The 21515-nt window shown below is 45.1% G+C and carries 13 protein-coding genes; 11 read left to right on the forward strand and 2 right to left on the reverse strand.

Going from position 1 to position 21515, the window contains the following annotated elements; genetic code table 11:
• Window positions 1–118 precede the first annotated feature (118 nt).
• Window positions 119–6409, forward strand: a complete 6291-nt coding sequence (locus PAHA3_RS20490) for an Ig-like domain-containing protein (protein ID WP_062836558.1) — start codon at window positions 119–121, stop codon at window positions 6407–6409.
• A 210-nt stretch (window positions 6410–6619) separates the two neighbouring features.
• Here PAHA3_RS20490 and PAHA3_RS20495 read toward each other — a convergent pair whose 3' ends face one another.
• The gene (locus PAHA3_RS20495) at window positions 6620–7246 is read right to left on the reverse strand and encodes a hypothetical protein (protein WP_062836559.1); all 627 of its coding nucleotides are present in this window, start codon (window positions 7244–7246) and stop codon (window positions 6620–6622) included.
• A 441-nt stretch (window positions 7247–7687) separates the two neighbouring features.
• Between PAHA3_RS20495 and PAHA3_RS20500 the strand changes: the two genes are divergently transcribed.
• The 5 genes from PAHA3_RS20500 to PAHA3_RS30235 all read left to right on the forward strand — a co-directional run bounded on the left by PAHA3_RS20500 (window position 7688) and on the right by PAHA3_RS30235 (window position 12198).
• Window positions 7688–9811, forward strand: a complete 2124-nt coding sequence (locus tag PAHA3_RS20500; RefSeq protein WP_062836560.1) for a bifunctional metallophosphatase/5'-nucleotidase — start codon at window positions 7688–7690, stop codon at window positions 9809–9811.
• A 361-nt stretch (window positions 9812–10172) separates the two neighbouring features.
• On the forward strand, window positions 10173–10694 hold the full coding sequence (locus PAHA3_RS20505) for a hypothetical protein (RefSeq protein WP_201028103.1): 522 nt from the start codon (window positions 10173–10175) through the stop codon (window positions 10692–10694).
• 12 nt (window positions 10695–10706) lie between these two features.
• The gene (locus PAHA3_RS20510) at window positions 10707–10985 is read left to right on the forward strand and encodes a hypothetical protein (RefSeq protein ID WP_062836561.1); all 279 of its coding nucleotides are present in this window, start codon (window positions 10707–10709) and stop codon (window positions 10983–10985) included.
• 28 nt (window positions 10986–11013) lie between these two features.
• Complete coding sequence (locus tag PAHA3_RS20515) at window positions 11014–11574, forward strand: DUF4303 domain-containing protein (protein ID WP_062836562.1); 561 nt, start codon at window positions 11014–11016, stop codon at window positions 11572–11574.
• Between the two features lie 282 nt (window positions 11575–11856).
• The gene (locus PAHA3_RS30235; protein WP_153028269.1) at window positions 11857–12198 is read left to right on the forward strand and encodes a hypothetical protein; all 342 of its coding nucleotides are present in this window, start codon (window positions 11857–11859) and stop codon (window positions 12196–12198) included.
• An 84-nt stretch (window positions 12199–12282) separates the two neighbouring features.
• On the opposite strand, the gene PAHA3_RS20520 is transcribed toward PAHA3_RS30235, so the two are convergent.
• Window positions 12283–13005, reverse strand: coding sequence for a YheC/YheD family protein (locus PAHA3_RS20520; RefSeq protein ID WP_062836563.1), 723 nt, complete (start codon window positions 13003–13005; stop codon window positions 12283–12285).
• A gap of 456 nt (window positions 13006–13461) precedes the next feature.
• On the opposite strand from PAHA3_RS20520, the gene PAHA3_RS20525 reads away from it, so the two are divergent.
• The 5 genes from PAHA3_RS20525 to PAHA3_RS20545 all read left to right on the forward strand — a co-directional run bounded on the left by PAHA3_RS20525 (window position 13462) and on the right by PAHA3_RS20545 (window position 21487).
• Window positions 13462–14556, forward strand: coding sequence for a bifunctional glycosyltransferase family 2/GtrA family protein (locus PAHA3_RS20525; RefSeq protein WP_062836564.1), 1095 nt, complete (start codon window positions 13462–13464; stop codon window positions 14554–14556).
• Entirely contained in the window at window positions 14556–16847 is a 2292-nt protein-coding gene (locus PAHA3_RS20530) for a glycosyltransferase family 2 protein (RefSeq protein WP_062836565.1), read from the forward strand. Before PAHA3_RS20525 ends, PAHA3_RS20530 begins: the two co-directional genes overlap by 1 nt.
• Window positions 16848–16858: 11 nt before the next feature.
• Window positions 16859–18712: a hypothetical protein gene (locus tag PAHA3_RS20535; RefSeq protein WP_062836566.1), complete on the forward strand. Its 1854-nt coding sequence runs from the start codon at window positions 16859–16861 to the stop codon at window positions 18710–18712.
• 196 nt (window positions 18713–18908) lie between these two features.
• A complete protein-coding gene (locus PAHA3_RS20540; protein WP_062836567.1) occupies window positions 18909–20048 on the forward strand; it encodes a 5-methyltetrahydropteroyltriglutamate--homocysteine S-methyltransferase in 1140 nt (379 codons plus the stop codon).
• Window positions 20049–20272: 224 nt separating this feature from the next.
• Window positions 20273–21487 carry a sensor histidine kinase gene (locus PAHA3_RS20545; protein ID WP_062836568.1) on the forward strand — a complete coding sequence of 405 codons (1215 nt, stop codon included), beginning with the start codon at window positions 20273–20275 and terminating at the stop codon, window positions 21485–21487.
• Window positions 21488–21515: the final 28 nt, after the last annotated feature.

A 21515-nucleotide genomic window follows, 5' to 3' on the forward strand; every position in this document is an offset into this window, starting at 1 on the left:
AAGGTAATAAATGTTGCGATAGTTCTTTTTTGAACAGGGTAGGTTGTGGACGAAGATATACAAGAACGTTGCTGTATTAGGAATCATTACATTTCAATTTTGTACGGAGGCACTAAGTATGAACAACAATGGCTTTAGAAAATTTATTTCAATTGCGCTTACGGTCTGTCTTATATTTGGGGTTAGTGGTCTTGCTCCTTTAGACGGATCAGTGGCCAATGCGGCAATCGCTCCGAGTATGGCGGAGACGAACTACGACCAGTACCAAGTCAAGTTAACTGCCGACCCGGTGACGGATGCGCCACCTAGCGGTTTTGGCACAGCTGCATCAGACGGACGTATTTGGACTGACAAGAGTGTTACGGCAGAGGGTGATGGCAGTTTTAATGTCAAATTGTCAGCGTTAGCACAAGAATATATGACGGCAAATTCGACCAATCCAGGTGTCGGAGGGAGCGGCAATGCTGACGGTCCTGCGGCGGACGTAACCTTTATTTTGGACATGAGTTCGTCTATGGGAAATCTAAATGGGAGAGAAATAGCAGAAACAGCAGGTGGACCTGGTGTGTACTATCGTGTCGAAGCGATGGCCAAGGCAGCCAACGATGCAATCCGCACAGTCATGGACGCCAATCCCAATAACCGCGTTGCGGTTTATTGGTTTGGAGGATCCGCTAGCTCCAACCACCTCGGCACGTTTATGGAACTAGGACACTACGTATTTAGTTCAGGACATGGAACGGAAGATTATTTGAACTATGCAACATCGAACCAAAACATCACATTGAACAGCAATTTAGTCAAGGATGGTACGGCCGTTGGAACGAAGTCGCCAGTCTCGCTAGGGGCAGGTACGCCAACGCAGGACGGTATCATGTATGGCGTCTCCAAGACGATGAGCAGTGTGGGAAGTAAGGGTACGGGACCTAAGCGCCAGCCTTACTTGTTCCTCCTTTCAGATGGGGCGGCAATTCATGCCAAGAAGGCATGGTATACTTCGCCCAAAGGCAAATCGTTTGAAACTGATTTTCAAAATGCGGTAACCGAAGCTACAACGATAGCAAACTACAATCAAAGTGGCACTGATGCTACCAAATACGTACCAGCTACTGCCGGTACCAGTCTGGCCAATACAGGTGATCCGGAAATTGCTGCGCTGACTATACTGACAGGCGCATATATGAAGGGTCTTTTAGATAATCAGTACACTGCATACAATGGAGGAGAATCCACTAAAGCCAAAGTGTATACAGTGGGACTGGGTTCCACAACGGCAATTAATGGACCATATAGTGGTAGCCAGCCAGTCTACGCATGGGCAGGTCTTGACCCGAAAAGAGTCAACGATCATAAGGAAGACAGTAGTTATAACTATGGTACGGCAAAGAATACCTATGACAAGCTGAAAACGTATGCTGCTCAGGCACCAAATGGTTTTAACTACGCAGATTCTTTTGTTTACAGTAATTATTACACATTCGCTCCAACCTATGACATTGTCAGTTCAGCTTTTGCGGGGTTGGCCAATGATGTAGAAGCTACTACGACCATACTTCCGCTTCTCAATATACCGGAGACTACCGATCTTGGCTCAGAGACAGCCGATATAGCAAGTGCAATTGTTGTTGCAGACGAAATTAGCGAGGACTTTAATGTTGATCTGTCCACGTTGAAGATCGGTGACGCTGTTGCAACGGTGGATGCAACTACGATTATAAACGGTGGTACAGCGTATCAATTTGCTGGATACGGAAGTAAAGCCGTCATTAAGACAGTCGCAGGCGTTACCAGTCTCAATTGGTATATCGACGCAGTAGATATGCAAAGGCATATTTATCGCTTCAAGAACCGGACAAGCCCAAAGTCGGGAGAATATAGTGCACCAACAGACGGATCATTTGCACTCAACTATAAAGTAAAACCCACTTTTCAGGTATCTCCTAATAATGTAGGAAACATATCTCGCTACCTGAATTCAGGTAATTCCATGGATGGGGCCAAGACAGCGGCTTATTTCTTCCCGCCTACGGACAGCCCTTACTATCTTGCTTTAACGAGTAAGCAGACGATCTCCAAAACAGATGGAATTGGTGCAACCTATGTAACCGAGGAGTCACTGAATAATGGAAGAGCGACGATGAGACTTGGAAACAACGGTAAGCTTGATCTGAAGATGGGGATTGACAAGACAGGTCCCGCAACGATTCAGACCAACGGATCAATAAACTACACAGTTACAATCTATAACTATACGGATACGACAAAAACAGGTCTTAGTGTCACGAGTGAGGGCCAAACACAAACGGGAATTGATGTACCCCCGAATAGCAGTAAGGTGCTGAGCTTCACGAAAACGGCACCAGGTACACCGCAAACTGTGATCAGCGACAATGCTGTAATTTCGGGGATTAATCTTGGCTCTAATACAGTAACTACCAATGTAACGGAAGTGACAACAGCTGTAGTCACCACGCATGTCATCGAAGCCATTGGAGGTACGACTGAAGGGGATAACACCTACAATATTGGTGATTCTGCAACAATTAAGGCAAGCGCAGATCAAGGATATGCATTTGTGGGATGGTATGACAACCAAGCAGGCACTGGTACTCCAGTAAGTACAAGTGCAGCATATACCTTTACCGTTCAGACTGATGTAGACTATTATGCTAAATATGTTATGCTGCCAGTCGCGGAGAATGATACGTATAGTGTCCTAAGAGGAGATACGCTCACCGTTTCGGCACTAGAGGGCATCTTGATGAACGATACGGATGCGGAGGGACGTCCACTTACGGCGGCGGCTATCAGCTCTGTCAGCGACCCGAGCAAGGGCACTCTGAATGTAAGTCCTGACGGATCATTTACATTCGTGGCAGATGAGGAAGCATCTGGTAACGTGACGTTTACCTACCAAGCAGACAATGGCATCGCCCAGTCAAACGTAGCTACGGTGACGATTGCGATTACTCTACCAGTTTCTACGCATGAGCCTATTGCGGAGAATGACACCTATCGCATTAAGAGTGGAGATACACTCACTGTTCCAGTTGAGGCAGGTATACTCACGAACGATACCGATGATGAGAATCATCCGCTTACGGCGATGAATGTCAGCTCAATCAGTGATCCAAGCATGGGCACGCTGAATGTGAGCCCTGACGGATCGTTCACGTTCATTGCGGAGGAGAATGCTTCCGGTAATGTTACGTTTACCTATCAAGCCTTTGACGGAACCGTTTATTCGAGTGTAGCTACGGTGACGATCACAATTACGTTGCCAATCAATACACATGTCATTGGAAATGTCGGGGGCACGACTAATGGTGACGATGTTTATGGGCTTGGCGAATCGGCAACAATTGCGGCTAACCCAAGTCTGGGCTATTCATTCGTGGGATGGTATGAGAACGAAGAAGGCACAGGTATTCCAGTAAGCACGGATGCGTCATATACATTTACTGTTCAAGCAGCCGGAGACTATTATGCAAAATTTAGAGCGGCGCCAGTTGCCGAGAATGACAGCTATCAGGTTGCAAGAGGGGGTAAACTTACCGTCCCGGCGGAAAAAGGAATTTTACTCAACGATACTAGCGCAGGGAACGATACGCTCACAGCAGTGAATATTAGTTCAGTTAGCGACTCAAGCAAGGGTACGCTGACGGCCAACTCGGATGGCTCATTCACGTTTGAGGCAAAAGAGGAAGCATCAGGAAGTGTGACGTTCACGTATCAAGCTTCTGACGGAACAGGTCAGTCCAACATAGCTACGGTGACGATCACAATTACCAACCCGAGCATTGCTGGAACGGTGACGGATAAGAAAACCGGAGACCCGGTATCCGAAGCAACAGTCATTTTACGTGACCTTGCAGGTAAAGAGAAGGAGCGGTTCACGACAGGTTCAAATGGTAAATACAATTTTGAAAATGTCGTGATCAATAAATATATTCTAGAAGTGATTAGCGATAAGTACAGCTTGGCTCATCGAGAAATCTCAGTATCCAAGGTCAACGTTAATACGAATGGAGTGGTCATCCAAGACTTTGAGCTTGTCGAATTTGAAATGATATTGACGGCCAACCCGTCGTCCATACTTGGTAACGGCGCGTCAACATCCGTCTTTAAGGCGGTGGTGACTGATAAAGAGGGTCATCCTCAGGCAGGGGTTCAAGTCGTATTTAAAGTGCCGGATACAACATACGGCCATTTTGCTGGGAACTTGAATACGATAAGCGTCTTGACGGACGCACACGGAATCGCAACTACAACCTTCACGGCGGCTATACTTGGCGGTACGGAATCTGCATCTATTCCATTAACGGCAACGGTTGCTGATAGCCTAAGAGACCTCTACGTGAGTGATACGATTCATATTACGATCACCCCTGGTGTTATTACGGGTATCGTCACAGACCAAGCGGGTCGCCCCGTAGCAGGCGCTTTGATTAAAGTGAGCAAAGATTTTGATGGTGATGGTATTACTGATTTTCATGCTGTTGCAGTTACAGCGGGCGATGGAGCATACACCCTAGCTATACCGCAGGGTAATGTGACATACGATGTATCCATTACAAAGCAAGTAGAGATTGGTGGACAGAAAAAATCCGTCACGTTTAATCAGAGTGTTCCAGTCAATGCTAGTGTGGATGGTCGATCCTTTGAGGGGAATAAAACAGTCGCTGGTGTTGTCTTGGTAGAAACATCGCAGGGCGGCTCCCTGGCGCTCAACGGAACTGTGGGCGGCGGTTACACGGTGTTGATCAATGACGGCAATGGGGCTCATACAGGCCAAATTGATTCTAATGGAATATTTAATATCGACAGTGTACTTAAGGGCATCTACACTGCCGATGTCATCTATAATATTCCGCTCCCGGGCGGTGGAACACAACCTGTTGTTGTTGGTCATGCTGATATTCAAATTAGTTCAGACGGACAAATCAGCATTAATGAGGTGCTCATTGACCCCTACGGTACAATTACCGATTCGGTGACGGGTCATCCAGTATCCGGTGCAATCGTTACGCTTCATTACAGCAACGGAACGGTGGTCAACTTGCCACCTGTGAGCAGCTTCCCGCCAGCGGATAACGCGAACCCGCAGACGAGTGATGCGACTGGGCAATATGCGTTCATGGTATTTCCGCATACGGACTACTACTTAACCGCGACCAAGGCAGGATATAAAGATTTCGACAGCAGAGTTGTCGATACGAACCAGCCACTAATTCATGTAGGTACGGAGATCGTACTGTATGACTTTAGCATGACGCCACTGCCGTCATCCAACGGAGGGGGCTCTCCAGTTGTAACGACTGATCCTGTAGGGCCGCCAGTCACAACGACTGAGCCTGTACCACCTAAGACCATAACGACCAAGCCCATTGATCTTGCCACAGCTATCCTTGTGGACAAAATGAAGGGCAGAGAAGACGATATTCTAACCTTCACCGTGATTTACGCCAATAAAACGTTGACTGAGGCTGATGGCTTGTATGTTAAAGCTACTATCCCGACGGGATTGAGTTTAGTTGATGCAAACGGCGGCGTCGTTACAGGCCAAGAAATAAAATGGAATGTTGGTAAGCTGGCAGGAGACACACGTGGCCAACTGACATTTAAACTAAAGGTTAACGAAATGACCGAGGGCGAGAACTATGCTTCTGTTACGGCTGTGGTCGGCTCAGATCATAAGCTTACGCTTGTGAATACGCAGGACGATACGTCCTTGATTAAAGTGATGTTGTACTCTAACCGTTATGAGCACAAACATGATCGATATATTATGGGGTACCCAGACGGTAAAGTTAAACCTGAAAAGCTCATCACTCGTGCAGAGATTGCAGCTATTTTTGCGCGGACGCTTCATTTGCAAGAAGAGGTTCGACACATCAAGCTGTACAGCGATGTCGCTACGGATTACTGGGGTGCCGATTATATCGAAGCAGTTGCAAATAAAGGGATATTCAAAGGCTATGCAGATCATACATTCAGATCGGATCAGCCCATTACAAGAGCAGAGCTAGCTACAGCCATTGCGCGTTATCTCGGCGTTGCCAGAGAGCTGAAGATGGACCCTATCTTGAGAATCAGCTCGTTTACAGATATTGAGGGAAACTGGGCAGAGCAGTCTATCGATGAAGTTTTCCGTTTCGGTATCGTATCAGGGTATAAGGATTCTTCTTTCCAACCGGGAAGTCAGATTACCCGAGAGGAAGCCGTTAAGATGATTAATGGGATGCTGTATAGAGGTCCTCTGACTGGATCAGAACCTTCATATCCGGACAACCGTTTGGACAAATGGTCATATGGACATATCGAGGAAGCCACAAGAACCCATATGTATAAGATCAATGAAGATGGCTCCGAAACGATGATCAAGTACATCCCGGAAGATCTGTGGTAATTTTTCATCGCGAATACACTCAAACTTAGTAATAAGTGCACGCTATCTTAAACTAATCTGAGGGATCTAATTAGATTCCTCAGATTTTTTTACTATCTGGTTATATGCATACATATTGGTGAGTGGACCCAAAAACGTTAGACACAAAAAAGAGCCGCAAATCATGCGACTCTTTTTTATCTTTCTTTAACATTCGAGTTCGTTTCCCTTTTAGCGCCCGCCTGTATTCGAAGCCCAGACAGGAATCCAACTGTTAGGATAATAGTCATTGGTCAGGGTTGTGTTATAGAGAACTAAATTCCCATCACTTTGCATGACCAGTGTGTCACCCGTTGTGTTAGTCGGTAAGCTGCTTCCGTGATGACCTGGAATCCATGAGGTGGTATTGGGAGACCAAGCAGCTATCAGTACAGAAGTATCAATCATCAAAACTTGATCCCATCCCCAGCCGGTGTAATATTCGAATTTACCTGTGGCATGGTTGAATCCAAAGCGATAACCATATTGGTAAACATCTTGATACTTCATGCCATATTTATACATGACAGGTTTCCCGTATTGTGGTTCAAACTTGAACGTGAGAGCCCCACTGTTACTGGTACCGCTACTCCAAAGAGAAGAACCATTCTGATAGATGACAAAATTCCCGTCATTCTGCCAAATGGCTGAAAATCTACCATCTTGGGAGGTAAGATAGTCACCTTTGGCCATGCTTTGGCCGATCGTGAGCTTATCTCCGATATAGCCGGCAGAAGCCGTCGTTGGTACGGCAAATGCAAGAATCAACAAGCAAGCCATAAGAATTCGAATAGATTTGGGGAAAAGTTGTTTGATCATTGGACACGCTCCTATGTTCTTTATAATGGTTAACGCTACTCCCGATTGGTGAAAGACGGGAACTTAGATCTAAAATGCTCCCAAAGGTAACCTCCTTTAATAGAAAGTGTGAAAAATTTTGATACATATTATGTGATGGGCTGTGTGCTTGTTAGGAGAGAGAAGCTACGTATCTGTTCTTATTTTAGTAGAGGATCTGCATCATCAGGTGAGGGTTAATACTTTATTTTCCATTATAGCAACTAGAAAATATAAAATCCATATTTTTCTATTAAATTCCGAATCTATCACATACCTCCAATGCTATATGACATCTCGTCTGCATCTTCTCTATCAATCTCCTAAATTTTTTACATCTATTTTATATATTTTATGATTTTTATGAATTGAACTATGGTAAAATATCTCAGGATCTAAAATTGGAGAGGGGTTTTGTATTTCATGTCTTGGAAAAAAGTTCTGGGCAAAAGCACGATACGTATCGCAACTACTGCACTATTACTCACGCAACTATTTGGCGCAGCAGGTTCTGTCTCTGCCGCAGGTAACGATGTAGAAGTACACTTGATTGGAATCAATGATTTTCACGGTCAGTTGGATACCACATCAATCGTGGGTGATAAGAAGGCAGGAACGGCTCCAATTCTAGCAACCTATCTAAAAGAAGCTCAAGCCAAATATGAACACTCCCTACTCTTCCATAATGGAGACTCTGTTGGTGCATCTGCTCCAGTCTCATCACTTGATCGTGACGAGCCTACCATGGAATGGATGAATATGATGGGATTTGATGTAGGCTCCTTGGGTAATCATGAATTCGACCAAGGTGTCGCTGCTTTGAAGGCACAGATCTTTGGTGGCCTTGATCCAAAAGAAGGTAAGGTAACACATGCTGGTGCGAAATTTGATTACGTCAATGCAAACGTCATTGAAACTGCCACTGGCAAAACATTGATTCAGCCTTATGTGATCAAAGAAGTGGGTGGAGTCAAAATCGGATTTATCGGACTAGTGACGAAGTCTACCCCTGCTAAAGTATCGCCATCGGGTACCGCTGGTGTGCGTTTCTTAAGCGTAGAAGAAGAAGTTGAAGCTGTTAATAAATATGCAAAAGAGTTGCAAGATAAGGGTGTAGAAACGATCATTGTGTTGGCGCATGATCCGGCAACTACCAAAGAAGGCGTAACTACTGGAGAAGCGGCTGACTTGGCAAAAGCTCTACCGGCGGATTCACCTGTTGACGTTATCGTTGCAGGTGACAATCATGCTTTGGCTAACGGTGAAGTGAATGGAAAGTTGATCGTGCAAGCTTATTCCTATGGTACTGCATTTGAAGATATCAAGCTGATGATTGACCCTGCTACCGGGGATGTAACTGAAAAATCAGCTACGATTACAACGACTTTCCAAGAAGGTGTAAAAGAAGACCCTGAGACGTTGGCTATTATTAAAAAATCATTGGACAAGCATCCTGAGCTGACGAAGCCAGTAGGTACAACGGATGGTTCTGTTACTCGTACAGATGCTTATAATAACGAAGCCCCTCTAGGTAACCTGATTGCAGATGCAATGCGCCAAGCAGACTTTGGGGATAAAGCAAGCGCTGCTGACTTTGCATTTATGAATCCAGGTGGTATTCGTGCAGATCTGCCACAAGGCGATGTGACCTTTGCTGATCTTGCGAAAATTCAACCTTTCGGCAATACATTAGTGAAACTGGAGCTGACTGGTGAACAGGTTAAAACCTTGTTGCAGCAGCAATGGGGAACTAATGCTGATGGTACGCCCAACACCAAAACTCTGCAAATTGCTGGTTTGAAATATGCTGCAGATTTTAACAAGCCAGTTGCAGAGCGTATTACCGGTCTTAGTCTGGAAGATGGAACACCATTGGAATCTGCAAAAACATATACGGCTGTAGTTAACAATTTCATGGCCGCAGGTGGAGACAGCTACAAAGTGCTGCTGGATGCCAAATCATCCTTGGCAGGTCCTATCGATCTGGATGTATTCTATGAGTACATTGTCGAAACATATAAAGGTGGTAGCATCGAAGCTACAAATGAAGGACGTATCACAAATGTGGCTGCATCTACTGAGCAAACGGAAACACCAGTAACGACAGAAGTCATTTCTCGTGCTGAATTTGTAAGTGCGCTGGTCGACATGTTGAAACTAAACGAAGTCGCTACAGCGCCTGCATTCAAGGATGTTGCCGCTAATGCTGCATATGCAGATGCGATTGCTGAAGCAACGCATGCTGGATTCATTCAAGGTTACGGTGGAAACTTCTATCCTGAACGGGATATCACACTTGAAGAAGCTGCGACCATTCTTGCTAAATTGGTAAACGATCAAGCTTCTGATAAAGATGCTGCTACGATCATTGCTGGTTTCGAGGATGGCAAAACGGTGTCTAAGTATGCGATTAAGCCTATGGCAAAACTGATTGACAAAGGTATTCTTGGTGGAACAGATAAAAAATCGCTCCAACCTAAACAAGGTCTTTCTAATAACGATGCCAAAGCATTAATTGAGAAAGCTGTTGCAGCAAAAGCTTCATAATATAGGAATTATTCAAACCTTATATTAAACAGTAAAACACATCCTATTGGGTGAGTGAGCGTGCTTCTTAATCTAGGAGAATGCCATATCCCAATTAGGATGTGTTTTTTTCATTATCGAAATTCAGGTGTAAAGTAGGTAGACTCAGCGAATGTAGACACTATAATGGAAATAAGATACATATATAGAACGGATATTATTGCACGAAGAATCTCTAAGATCATGATGAGTCTCAGAAATCTATGAGGTGTGGTGAGCGAAAAGAAATGGACAAATTAAAGAACAGCGGATTCTATAAACTGAAATTCTTCATAACTCCTGAAGAGTTAAAAGCCTTCTACTGCTTTTGGAGCAGAGGCAAGTGCAATTCTTTCGTACGAATGCTGCCCGCACAGAGCATGATTATAAACAAGTGTACGAGGCATATCAGACGTTTTATCAGTATTTTGTGGCTGCAGAAAAGAGAAATGACGTTCACCCCTTCTTTGTTTACTCGATAATAGTTTCGTCAGATCAAGAAAGTTCAGGATTTTTTGTGAGAAATGAAGCTGTTTCTTTTCCATATCACGGACAATGGGCAGAAGATGAATTGCCGTGTATCCTGCTTTCATTTCCGAAAGGCTTTCAAGTTAATTTGGAAGACGAAAAAGGAAAGTACTATATGTATGAGGATATCCGGGACCATAAGCCGCTGACCTATGCGTTTTTCGATGAGATAAGAGACTCTATCAAAAAAATGACCAAACCCCTCCGCTTCTCAGCCCTTGATGCTGATGCGATGAAGGAACAGAAGCCCTCTGTGCGTATAAGCCATGATGCAATGCACGACTTGAGCCAATCGTGGATATTCAGTAAATATGGACTTGTGGTTCGTGGTAAATAGGAGGGTACCGAAATGATGTTCGCCCTAAAGATTATCTGTACCTGGGTACTATTCGCTGCTTCATGTTCCGCAGTATGGTGGAGCTTCAGAACAGAAAAGCTTATAAGCATCTCATGGCTGGCGTTTCTGCTACCTGCTGTCTTCCAGTTCGTTACCGCCTTCTGGATCGGTCCAAGCCGGGTCAAGTCACTCATCGTGTTCGGTTTTATCAATCTGGTGTTCGCTGCCCTGGTGGGTGCGGGTGTCTGGTATCTAGTCCAAATAGCCAATTCATATAGAAGTGGCAGATGATCGACAAATGGAAAGGAGAACTCTAATCATGAAGCCAATGCAAGAAATAGAGACACTGGCCATAGAGATTGCCGCTGCTGCCAGAATGTCTTTTTGCACTCTTTTTGAAAATGGTGAACGTTACTATTATTGTACGCTATACACTACTGGCGAGGGACATGCGCCAAGCATCTCTGCTTGGTCGTGGGAAGCTTTAGCGTTGGAGTCGGCTAGGCAAGCAGAGGAAAGTGACACGCCGGTATCAACGATTGCGGAACTCATCAAATGGTCGTATGCGGATTCGCCCTATTGTTGTTTTGGGGATGATAACTTTGACGGTGTCAAACAACAGTTTAACGAGCGTCCTTTCATTGCGGATTTGGAGATTGATGATTGGAATCGCGAGTTGGATGTGAGGTTGAAAGCTATGGAGCTGGCGATGAAAATGCTCGATGATGAAGGCATATTTGCCTTAAACCAAATGCGAGAATCCGTATGTGTGCTTGTTGAAATCATGCCACCAGATGAGAACAATACTGAAATTGCCTTACGTTTGAATCGGGCGGAAACTCCGGCTATGCAAGCATGGTTGGCGGAGTCGGCAGAATAGGGGCATCAGGAGCGTTACTGCGATGCTCGCAAGGCGTACATACAACTTAATCTCGACAAGTCTTGTAGATACACAGATGATGGTAGAAAAATTAGATTCATTCCCGAGCCACCTTTTACATTAAAGGGTGGTTTTTTTCGTGTTTGCGGTATGACCAACTTAAGCTTCCCTATTCCCTCGACCACCGGACAAACGTACTTTTTTCTTCTTGTCCACATTTATACCTTACCAAAACGATTAATTTGCATTTAATAGACTATCAATAATAAGGAGGTTTTGAGAATGGGAAATAGAAGACCTGGAGCACCTAGAGGTGGTTATGACCCTGTTCAGATCTATAACTCTACTTCGTTTAATGCGAGTGGAGTAGTGGAGTATGCATCCATCTTTTGTAGCAACGATAGATATAGTGTTCAGCGTGACGAGACTTGGAGATCTTCTGGCCGTGGAGTCTGCCTGGTAACCAGAATCACCGCAACAGTTAGAACGCCGAGTGGTAATATTGAAGCGGAACCGTATACGTCATCTGGTACTTCGTACAGCCAGTTCGCCATTATACAGGTAGGGGTAAATCAGTTCCGAGTGACACGCGTTACAAGCGCGACTAGAAACTGCCGGAAATAACCGAAGCGGGCCAAGCTCGAGATTAGCTATCAAAAATGAAGAGACGACTTGCCAAGGATAGAAGGCAGGTCGTCATTTTTCGCTTTAATGTTCCTTGTACCATAATATTTTGCGGTGCATCGAGGAGTCTTTCATAAGCCGGAAAGGGCGCAAATCCGGTTGATAATTTCCTTCGATAATCCAGATTCGCCGTTTCTTGTCGACAGCTATATCGAACCCGACTTGTCTAAGCATGGGGTAATGCTCTCCCAATCGTTTGGCAGCTAATCGTGCAACCTGTTCCGCTCTGATAAGTAAGCGCCGATCTCCAATACGAGCTAGTCTCAGTGCTTTAAGCACTGGAAGGGGGCGGTTATTCACATTGGTGACTTGGTATCCTTGTGCTGCGACTTTAGCATAGGAACCTGTGACGTTCCAAATGGAGGAGGAGCCCTTTTTGCGCTGAACCATGATCCGAATGTCGAACGGCCTGTGTTTAATTTGAGCAAGATGCAGACGCTTTTGGATAATATATTCATCACTTTTAATTGTTTCTTCGAACCATTCGAGTAACTGCTCGGTGTCTCTCATGGTAATTGTGTTATTTTCATTTTGAATACGATAAGCATTTGCACTGCTTCGTTTGATGAACAGGATATCCCTTCCGTAACTGCCATTGCGAGGTTTCAGTACAACGCTGGGATATTGAAGAAGCATCTTCATTAACGTATCCTTCTCAAGCAACTGTGTTTCTGGCAACCGTGGCACGAGAGAGGGCTCATCGTGCAGGATGCCATACTGCAACCATTTGTCTCTTTCGAATAACATTGGAATCACAGCCTTTTTCAATCGTCTACAGTAATTCTAATTCAAATTCGTGATCCACATAAGCGACCATTCGTCTAGATTTGTAAGTCGAAGCATGTCCAATCGGTCGATGGAGACGGATGATGAACTATGACGAGAAACGAATGCATACTGGGGAGGTGTTCATTACACGCGTCGAGAGGCTTCTCGACACACAGGCGCACTTCTATCATCACTGTAGCCAACTGCATGACATGCTAGTACATGTACTGAAACGAGAGCCGAATGTGAAGTTATTTGAGTAGTGCTAGACTAACGTTTGACTAGTATTTTTCACCTATATAGGAGTACATATAATGATACAACTTTTTTACCAGTAGGTTACAAATTTGCTCGTTTACTGCCCCCCCTTTCGATGTTATACTCACAATATTCCAAAAGAATTTGTGAAAATATGTCGAATTGAGGCTCATTAGGATGATTAAGGGTAAACAAAACGGCGAAACGATCATCCTCATTCCATCGCTTGAACCGGATGAGAGACTTCCAGCCTATGTACGGCAATTGCGAGAGTATGGCTTGACGAATATTGTTATTGTGGACGACGGATCTGGTGAGGCCTACCAGTCGATTTTTGAGGAGCTTCGTGAGAATGGATGTGCTCTGCTGACGCATAAGGAAAATCAGGGGAAGGGTGCAGCACTCAAGACGGGATTTCAGTATATTGCGCAGGAATTTGATGTATCTTCCTTTGTCGTAACCGCTGATTCAGATGGTCAGCACGCAGCGGAAGATGTATATCGGATTGCCCAGGAAGCAAGGCTTCATCCAGACTCTTTGGTGCTCGGCGTAAGGAATTTCAGCGAGGGGAACATACCGCCAAAGTCCCTGTTAGGCAATCGGATGACCTCTTTTATTTTTGCCATGTTATATGGAAAGAAACTATCGGATACCCAGACCGGGCTTCGTGCTTTCGGTCCCGGGCTACTTGCGTTTATGCGGGATGTTCGCGGAACTCGATTTGAATATGAGTTGCAGATGCTCATTTCCTGTATTCAATCCGGGATACCGATCCATACCATGCCAATCCAAGTCATTTATGAAAATGGTAATGCGGGAACTCATTTTAAAGCGATCCAGGATAGCGCTCGGGTCATGGGTGTGTTGTTCTCCAACTTTCTGCGGTTCATTTCATCGTCGGTGGCTAGTTCGGTTGTCGATTTGGGTATCGCATGGTTTTTGATTGACGCGTTACGGCCCGTGTTGGGTGAACAGCACTATTTAAGAATTCTGCTGGCAACCGTGATTGCGAGAATTATCTCCATTGTAGTCAACTATGTACTGAACAGACACTTTGTATTCCGCAAGGAGGATAGCCAGGGAAGTCTATGGCGCTATCTGACGTTATGCGGAGTGGTGATCTTGCTTTCCAGTACCGGCGTATATATATTCCATACCGTTCTCTTCGTAGATGAGAAATTGGCGAAATTCGTCTGTGATGCCTTGCTGTTCCTGCTCAGTTTCCAATTGCAGCGAAGATGGGTATTTGCAGCAAGGAGGAAGCAGCTGTAGTGCAAAACGAAAAAAGACAGAATATCTTTTTTATCATCACGATGATTCTGATGTCGATTTATTTGGTATGGCGTACGTTCTTTACGTTGCCATGGGGTGAAGGCGTTCTAAACGTCATTTTCGGTATGCTTCTGATTGTAGCTGAAACGGTCACCGTACTGACAACCTTTGAATTATTCTTTCAAAAGATGCAAAAAGAACGTACACAGCTCGACTTTCCAACCGTTCCGCCGGAGTATTATCCGGATGTGGATGTATTTATCGCTACCCATAATGAGCCCGTTGACCTGTTATATAAAACCGTTAATGCTTGTACGTTCATGGATTATCCGGACAAGCAGAAGGTTCATATCTATATCTGTGATGATGGAGCAAGACCTGAGGTGGAGGAGCTTGCCAGACAATTTGGTGTCGGATATCTGGGGTTCCCCGGAAATAAGGATGCCAAGTCTGGTAATCTGAACAATGCACTGAGCAAAAGCTCTTCTCCGCTCATTGCAACGTTTGATGCAGATATGATCCCACAGCATACCTTCCTGATGAAAACGGTCCCCTATTTCATGCTCTCTACGTTCATTAAGGAGAATGAGGAATGGCGTCCTCGTAGGCAGGATGAAATGGATCCTAAGTTCAAGCTTGGTCTGGTACAGACTCCGCAGAGCTTCTACAATCCAGATCTCTTCCAGTTTAACCTGTATGCAGAGCAAGGCATTCCGAATGAACAGGATTTCTTCTCCAGAGAAGTGAACATCCTGCGTAACGCCTCCAATGCGGTAGCCTACACAGGAAGCAATACGATCATTTCCCGGCAAGGCATGGAAGACATCGGAGGTTTTCCGCTGAATACGATCACCGAGGACTTTGAGACAAGCATCCGCTTGCAGCAGGAAGGTTATATTACCTATGCGACTCAAGAGGTTCAAGCTGCCGGACAGACGACAACAACAGTCAAAAGCATGATTAAGCAGCGGATTCGTTGGGCAAGGGGGATTATTCAGAGCCTGCAGAATACGCGTGCACCCATATCTGGAAAGCTCCCTTTCTGGACGAGAGTGACCTACTTAAGCAGTTTCTTATACTGGTGGTCCTTCTTTAACCGTTTGATTTTCATTTTGGCGCCTATTTTGTTTGCGTTATTCGACTTCCAGATTGTGAACACAACCTTCTGGCAAATCTTAATCTTCTGGCTTCCATCCTATTTCTTCTACAGTGTATCCATGCGATATCTGTCCAGTAATATTCGGAATCAGCGATGGAGTCAGGTTATCGATACGATATTTATGCCTTATCTGATCTGGCCGGTTCTCCTGGAGACGCTGGGCATTCGTGAGAAAAAATTCAAGGTTACCAACAAAAGCAGAGCCAATGGTCGGCAGTGGATGTCTGCGCTGTTATATGCACTTCCGCATATCTTCCTGCTGTTGCTTTCCATTGCAGCTGTGATTCGGTATGTCAATGGAAAGTATGGCATCGCACTGTTCTTCAGCAGTATCATTATTTTCTGGCTCATTCATAACATGATTGCGCTATGTTACGCCCTGTTCTTCATGGTCGGCAGACGTGCGTATCGGGAGACAGAACGGATTCGGGCACAGGAGGATGTTACGATTTACGACCAAGCTAACAATCTGCGATATCAGGCCAAAACGGTTGATGTATCCGAACAAGGTATTGCCTTCTATGTGCCTTATCCTATTTACTTGGCTGAACAGAAAATCATCTCTCTGATCGTCAAAACCGATCGGTATGAGGCCAACCTCGATGCAGTCATCGTTTATGTGAAACAGGATGGAGAGGGCTGGCGTTACTCCGCAACGGTTCAGCCGATTGATGAAAATGATAACCGCCAATATATGCAAATCATCTATGACCGTAAACACTCGTTGCCAGAGCAGATGAACCTATGGGACACGGCTTATGACGATATGCTTCGCAATGTGAAAAAACGTATTGTTCAACCCCGATCGGATCAGCGGAAAATGCCGCGACTTTCTCTTCAGCTTCCAGTTCATTTCACCAATGATGCTGGCTGTACGCTGCGCAGCTTTAATTATCGTTTCTTTTCCGCGACGGGTTTCCATGGTGACATTGCGGCAGGAGCGGTCGTTACTTTTTATACGAAGAGTGATATTGAAGTCATTTTGAAACATACGGGAAAAACGACAGCCCGTGAGCGCGAGGTGCTTCTCTCGGTGGAGAATATCGACAATATTGTGGAGAAGGGCCTGATTGACCAATTGCTGACTGATTTGATACAGCCACATTCCGATCGTGCCACCAGAGAGGGTTAGGAGAGATAAAGATGCTCATTGTGCTTCATTTTGTGATGGGAGTTTTATTGATATTCTCCTTTCTTGGTTATATGCAGTTTGTACGGAAGGCACTCTCACTTCGTTGGGAGTTCATCCCTGTATTCGTGTTTTCCTCGATTGCCTGCCTTGTTTTTCTGAGTGGTTTGGCAGGGCAGCTCTTTACGGGCAGCCTTGTCATTCTGATTGCAGGTTTGCTTTTGTATGGGCGGAGGTTGTTTCTCAGACTGCGCCAAGGGGCATCATTGCGTATGTCCTTTTCCATATTCCAATTTTCATTCCTGGCAGGGACTTTCGTTTTCTTGCTGGTACTCTTTCAGAACCAATTAACGCACTACGATAATTTCTCCCACTGGGCTATCGTATTGAAGCAGATGCTGAGTACAGATGCCTTTCCGACGCCAGACTCCAGCCTGATTGATTTTAAAAACTATCCGCTGGGGACTTCGTCATTTATTTATTATGTCTGTCGCTTCATGGGGCACTCCCAGTCCGTGATGCTCTTGGCACAAGGTCTGCTTATCTTCTCCTGTTTTTATGCCATGTTCGGCATCGTTTCGGAGAAGAAACGTTTTCTTTTGTACGCTTTTCTCGGACTTGGGTTATCTACACTTTCATTTTTCAATCTTACGATTCGGATCACCAATCTGCTTGTAGACTTCTTGCTTCCGATTTACGCGCTCGCGATCCTGGCGGTGATCTACCAATATCGGAATGAGATCAAAAAGGCATGTATTGTCGTTCTTCCGCTTGCGGGATTGCTGACCATCATCAAAAGTACGGGTATTATTTTCGCCGCCATCGGCCTGATCTTTCTGGTGTATACATGGCTAAAGCATAAGCAAAAGTTCAGTTGGAAAACAGCAATCGCTGTAGTGGGCACGATCTGTGGTGCACTTATTCCCTACTTCGGCTGGAGCTGGAGAATGGCAACGGTGTTCCAAGGCATCGATAACAAGTTCGATGTCGCTACTTCGGGGATTCAGGCCGGCAAAACGCCGGAGCAGATGCAGGAGATTCTGTGGACTTTCCTGAAGGCCAGTACGGATCTGACGACCCGACCCGTGATCGGGATTGTTATTTTCCAACTTATCGCGATCGCAGCTTCTGTATTTGCCATCGTGGTGCTTAAGAAGAAGTGGAACTTATGGAAAGCACTAATTGCGCTGGACGTTGTTCTGTTACTGTACTATACAGGCATTCTGGCGTTGTACCTCTTCTCCATGCCATTGGATGAAGCGATTGTCCTGGCTGGCTTTGAGCGTTATGCATCGAGTATCGTGGTGCTGTTCGCCGGTGGGCTAGTGTTGTGCGCTGCGATCGACCTGGAGCGTTCATTCCACTATCGGATTGGTGAAGTGCCTGATTATCAATCCTTTAAGACGGTTGAGACGAAGGGGCATTATCAAAAAGGAATTATTGGTTGTATGGCGGTAGCCGCCACCATTCTTTTGTCCGAATACAATGGGATCGTCTCTATCGCCCAAAGCTATGATACAACTCTCCCTTACAAGATTCATGCGGTTACTGGTGATCGGTGGTACTCAGGTGGGCAGGAGGATAATAACAGATATCTCTTCTACGCTTCAGACAGGGACCAGCAGGTCACGAACTATTACATGCAATATGTAGGGAAGTATTTCTTGTATGCTCCACATGTGGACGGGATCGTGTTGTTCTATGAGGACAATATGGACAACCTGTTGAGCGGCTACGATTATCTGGTGGTTGTCGAGACGGATCTAAATGCCAAGTGGTTGCTGAAAAAGCATTATGGCATCGACATGCAGGAGGGTATCTACAAAATCACCCGTTCCGGTGATCAGATCGTTCTTACGTTGACGTAAGATCATAGTGTTGAGGTTCAGTTCTGAGCATCAGGCCAGGTAAGATTAGAATGAATACTTGATTATTATATGACTCTCCTTAAATATAGCCTGTTATAGCTAATAACTATAACGGGCTATAACTCTTTCGTAGAACAGTTATTCCGATCGGATATGTTATATTTAATCAAATAATGATATACGGGGAGATTAAACTATGAGCATACAAACAGAACCTAAACAGCGAACCGTCACTCCATTTCGATATGATATTGTTGGTAGTTTCCTGCGCCCGAGTGCGTTGAAAGATGCCAGATTAAAATACCAGAACGGCGAAATCACCACGGAACAGTTGAATGAAGTCGAGAACGCCGAGATTGTGAAACTCGTACAAAAACAAAAAGAAGTTGGCCTTCAAGCGGTAACCGACGGCGAATTCCGCCGCTCTTGGTGGCATCTGGACTTCTTCTGGGGACTGGATGGTGTAGAGCGGACGATCATCGAGGAAGGCTACCGATTCAACGGTGCGACGTCCAGACCGGAAACAGCTCGCCTGACCGGTAAAATCAGCTATAGCAGTCATCCATTTGTAGCGCATTATGCCTTCTTGAAAGAAGCGGTTGGGGAAGACGTCGTTGCCCGTCAATCTATTCCAGCAGCTGCACAGTTCCTATTTGAATTGGACCGGGCAGATAACAAGGAAAGCACACAGGCCATCTATCCGAACCGCCAAGAGCTTCTCTCGGACATTGCTGGGGCGTACAAAGCATCCATCCTGACTTTCTATGAAGCCGGCTGCCGCAGCATTCAGATTGATGATTGCACGTGGGGTGCACTGTGTGACCAACAGTTCATCGCAGTGATGGAGCAGATTGGTGTTAATGTGGAAGAGTATGCAAACGAACTTGCGAAACTAAACGAAGAAGTGGTATCCGGCCTGCCGGAAGACCTCGTGGTAACCACTCATGTCTGCCGCGGTAATTATGTTTCAACATTTGCAGGAGTCGGTGGCGGTTACGAGCCGATTGCGCAGACACTTCTGAGCATCGATAACTACTCTGGCTTTTACCTGGAGTTCGATACAGAACGGGCTGGTGACTTCAAGCCACTTCGTTTCCTGAAGGACAATCAGCAGGTCGTGCTGGGCCTCTTCTCTTCCAAATTTGGAGAGCTGGAGAACAAGGAAGATATTCTGAAACGGATTGAAGAAGCTAAACAATATGTTGATCTGGATCGAATCTGCCTGAGCCCGCAATGCGGCTTCGCTTCCACGGAAGAAGGCAACCATCTGACCGAGGAACAGCAATGGCGCAAGCTAGCCTTTATTAAGGAAATTGCTGAAGAGCTCTGGAAGTAACCTTCGTATCGTCATTTATCATTCACGCATGTGTTATGTATAATTAAAACAAACCGTTAATTCAGCCGTACGGACTATCATCCGTATGGCTTTTTAGTGTAATCCTCTTTTCTGAAGGGATGTTTAATCAGAGCCCATATATGCAGGTCGTTAAATAAGATACAATGATATTGTAGAAAGCCGAAAGCGGCCTACATCTAAATCCATTTAAAAGTGGTGAATTCATGAAAGAAATGCATAGTCAGATCAATCGGAAAACGTATTACATCTCAATGCTTACGATTATTGCTCTGATGTTATCGGGATTAATCCTGTCCACGACCGAATTGAACGGGGTTACGGTGGGGTATGTGATCCATTGCCTATGCGTAACTGTTCTGGCCGTATGTCTATTGCTGTATCCAAAGGTGGAGACGTTTCTCTTTAGATTAAGCATCATTCTAATGGGGTTTGCATACTTCTATACGCTTGCTTTTCTATATCCCCAGTCGTGGACAACCTATATTCTCATTTGTCTTCTTCCAGCCCTCGCGATCCTGTTCTATGATCTGAAATTATTCTATTGTTCGTTGATTCTAAATGGGATTTTGATCCTCATTACGTTTGGTTACAATCTTCTGTATAACCAAGGGAACGAGTATGCATATATACATACGGATGTGATCGGTAATTTTATCAATATTATGGCGAGCCAAATCATTTTATTTCTTATTTTCCACCTGACCTTTTCTCGGATGAGGAAGCAACAACTGTATTTTGAACAATTGCAGCAATCGGAGCGGTTGAAAATGATCGCCCATTTAACGGCTGCTGTTGCACATGAGATTCGTAATCCAGTGACAGTTGTGCGAGGTTTTTTGCAGCTGTATCGAGAAGATACCTCTTTTGAACAACCGGTCAGAAATAAGTTTGCTTTAATGATTGATGAGTTGAATACCGTCGAGCAGGTGACTTCTCAATTTCTGACCCTTGCCAAACCCAATAGAGAACTCAGACCAGAGAAGGTGGATGTTAAGGAGGTTCTTGAGGGTGTGACCGGTCTGCTCAGCTCCTATGCGATGTTGTCAGACAAGCATATGGATGTACAGGCGGAAGAGAGTTGTACAATTCTTATTAACACCATAGAGTTCAAGCAGGTGCTGATTAACCTCATCAAAAATGCACTCGAAGCTTCGGAGGCGGGTACAACCGTCCAAGTAACAGCGAAGAGAGAGAAGCAGTGGGTGGAGATGCGAATAACGGATCAGGGAAGTGGTATGACAGAGGAAGAGGTAAAGTCGCTGGGGACTCCATTTTATTCATTGAAAACGAATGGGACGGGACTGGGATTGATGATCTGTTACAATATCGTGGAAAAGTATGAGGGAACGATCGAATATCACAGCGCCAAAGGTCAGGGGACCTCGGTAACTATTCGCTTTCTAGCTAAAACCGATTAGACCAAAATAAAATAGCGACAGTTAGTCG

The organism is Paenibacillus amylolyticus, assembly GCF_001570725.1.
GTDB lineage: Bacteria > Bacillota > Bacilli > Paenibacillales > Paenibacillaceae > Paenibacillus > Paenibacillus amylolyticus_A.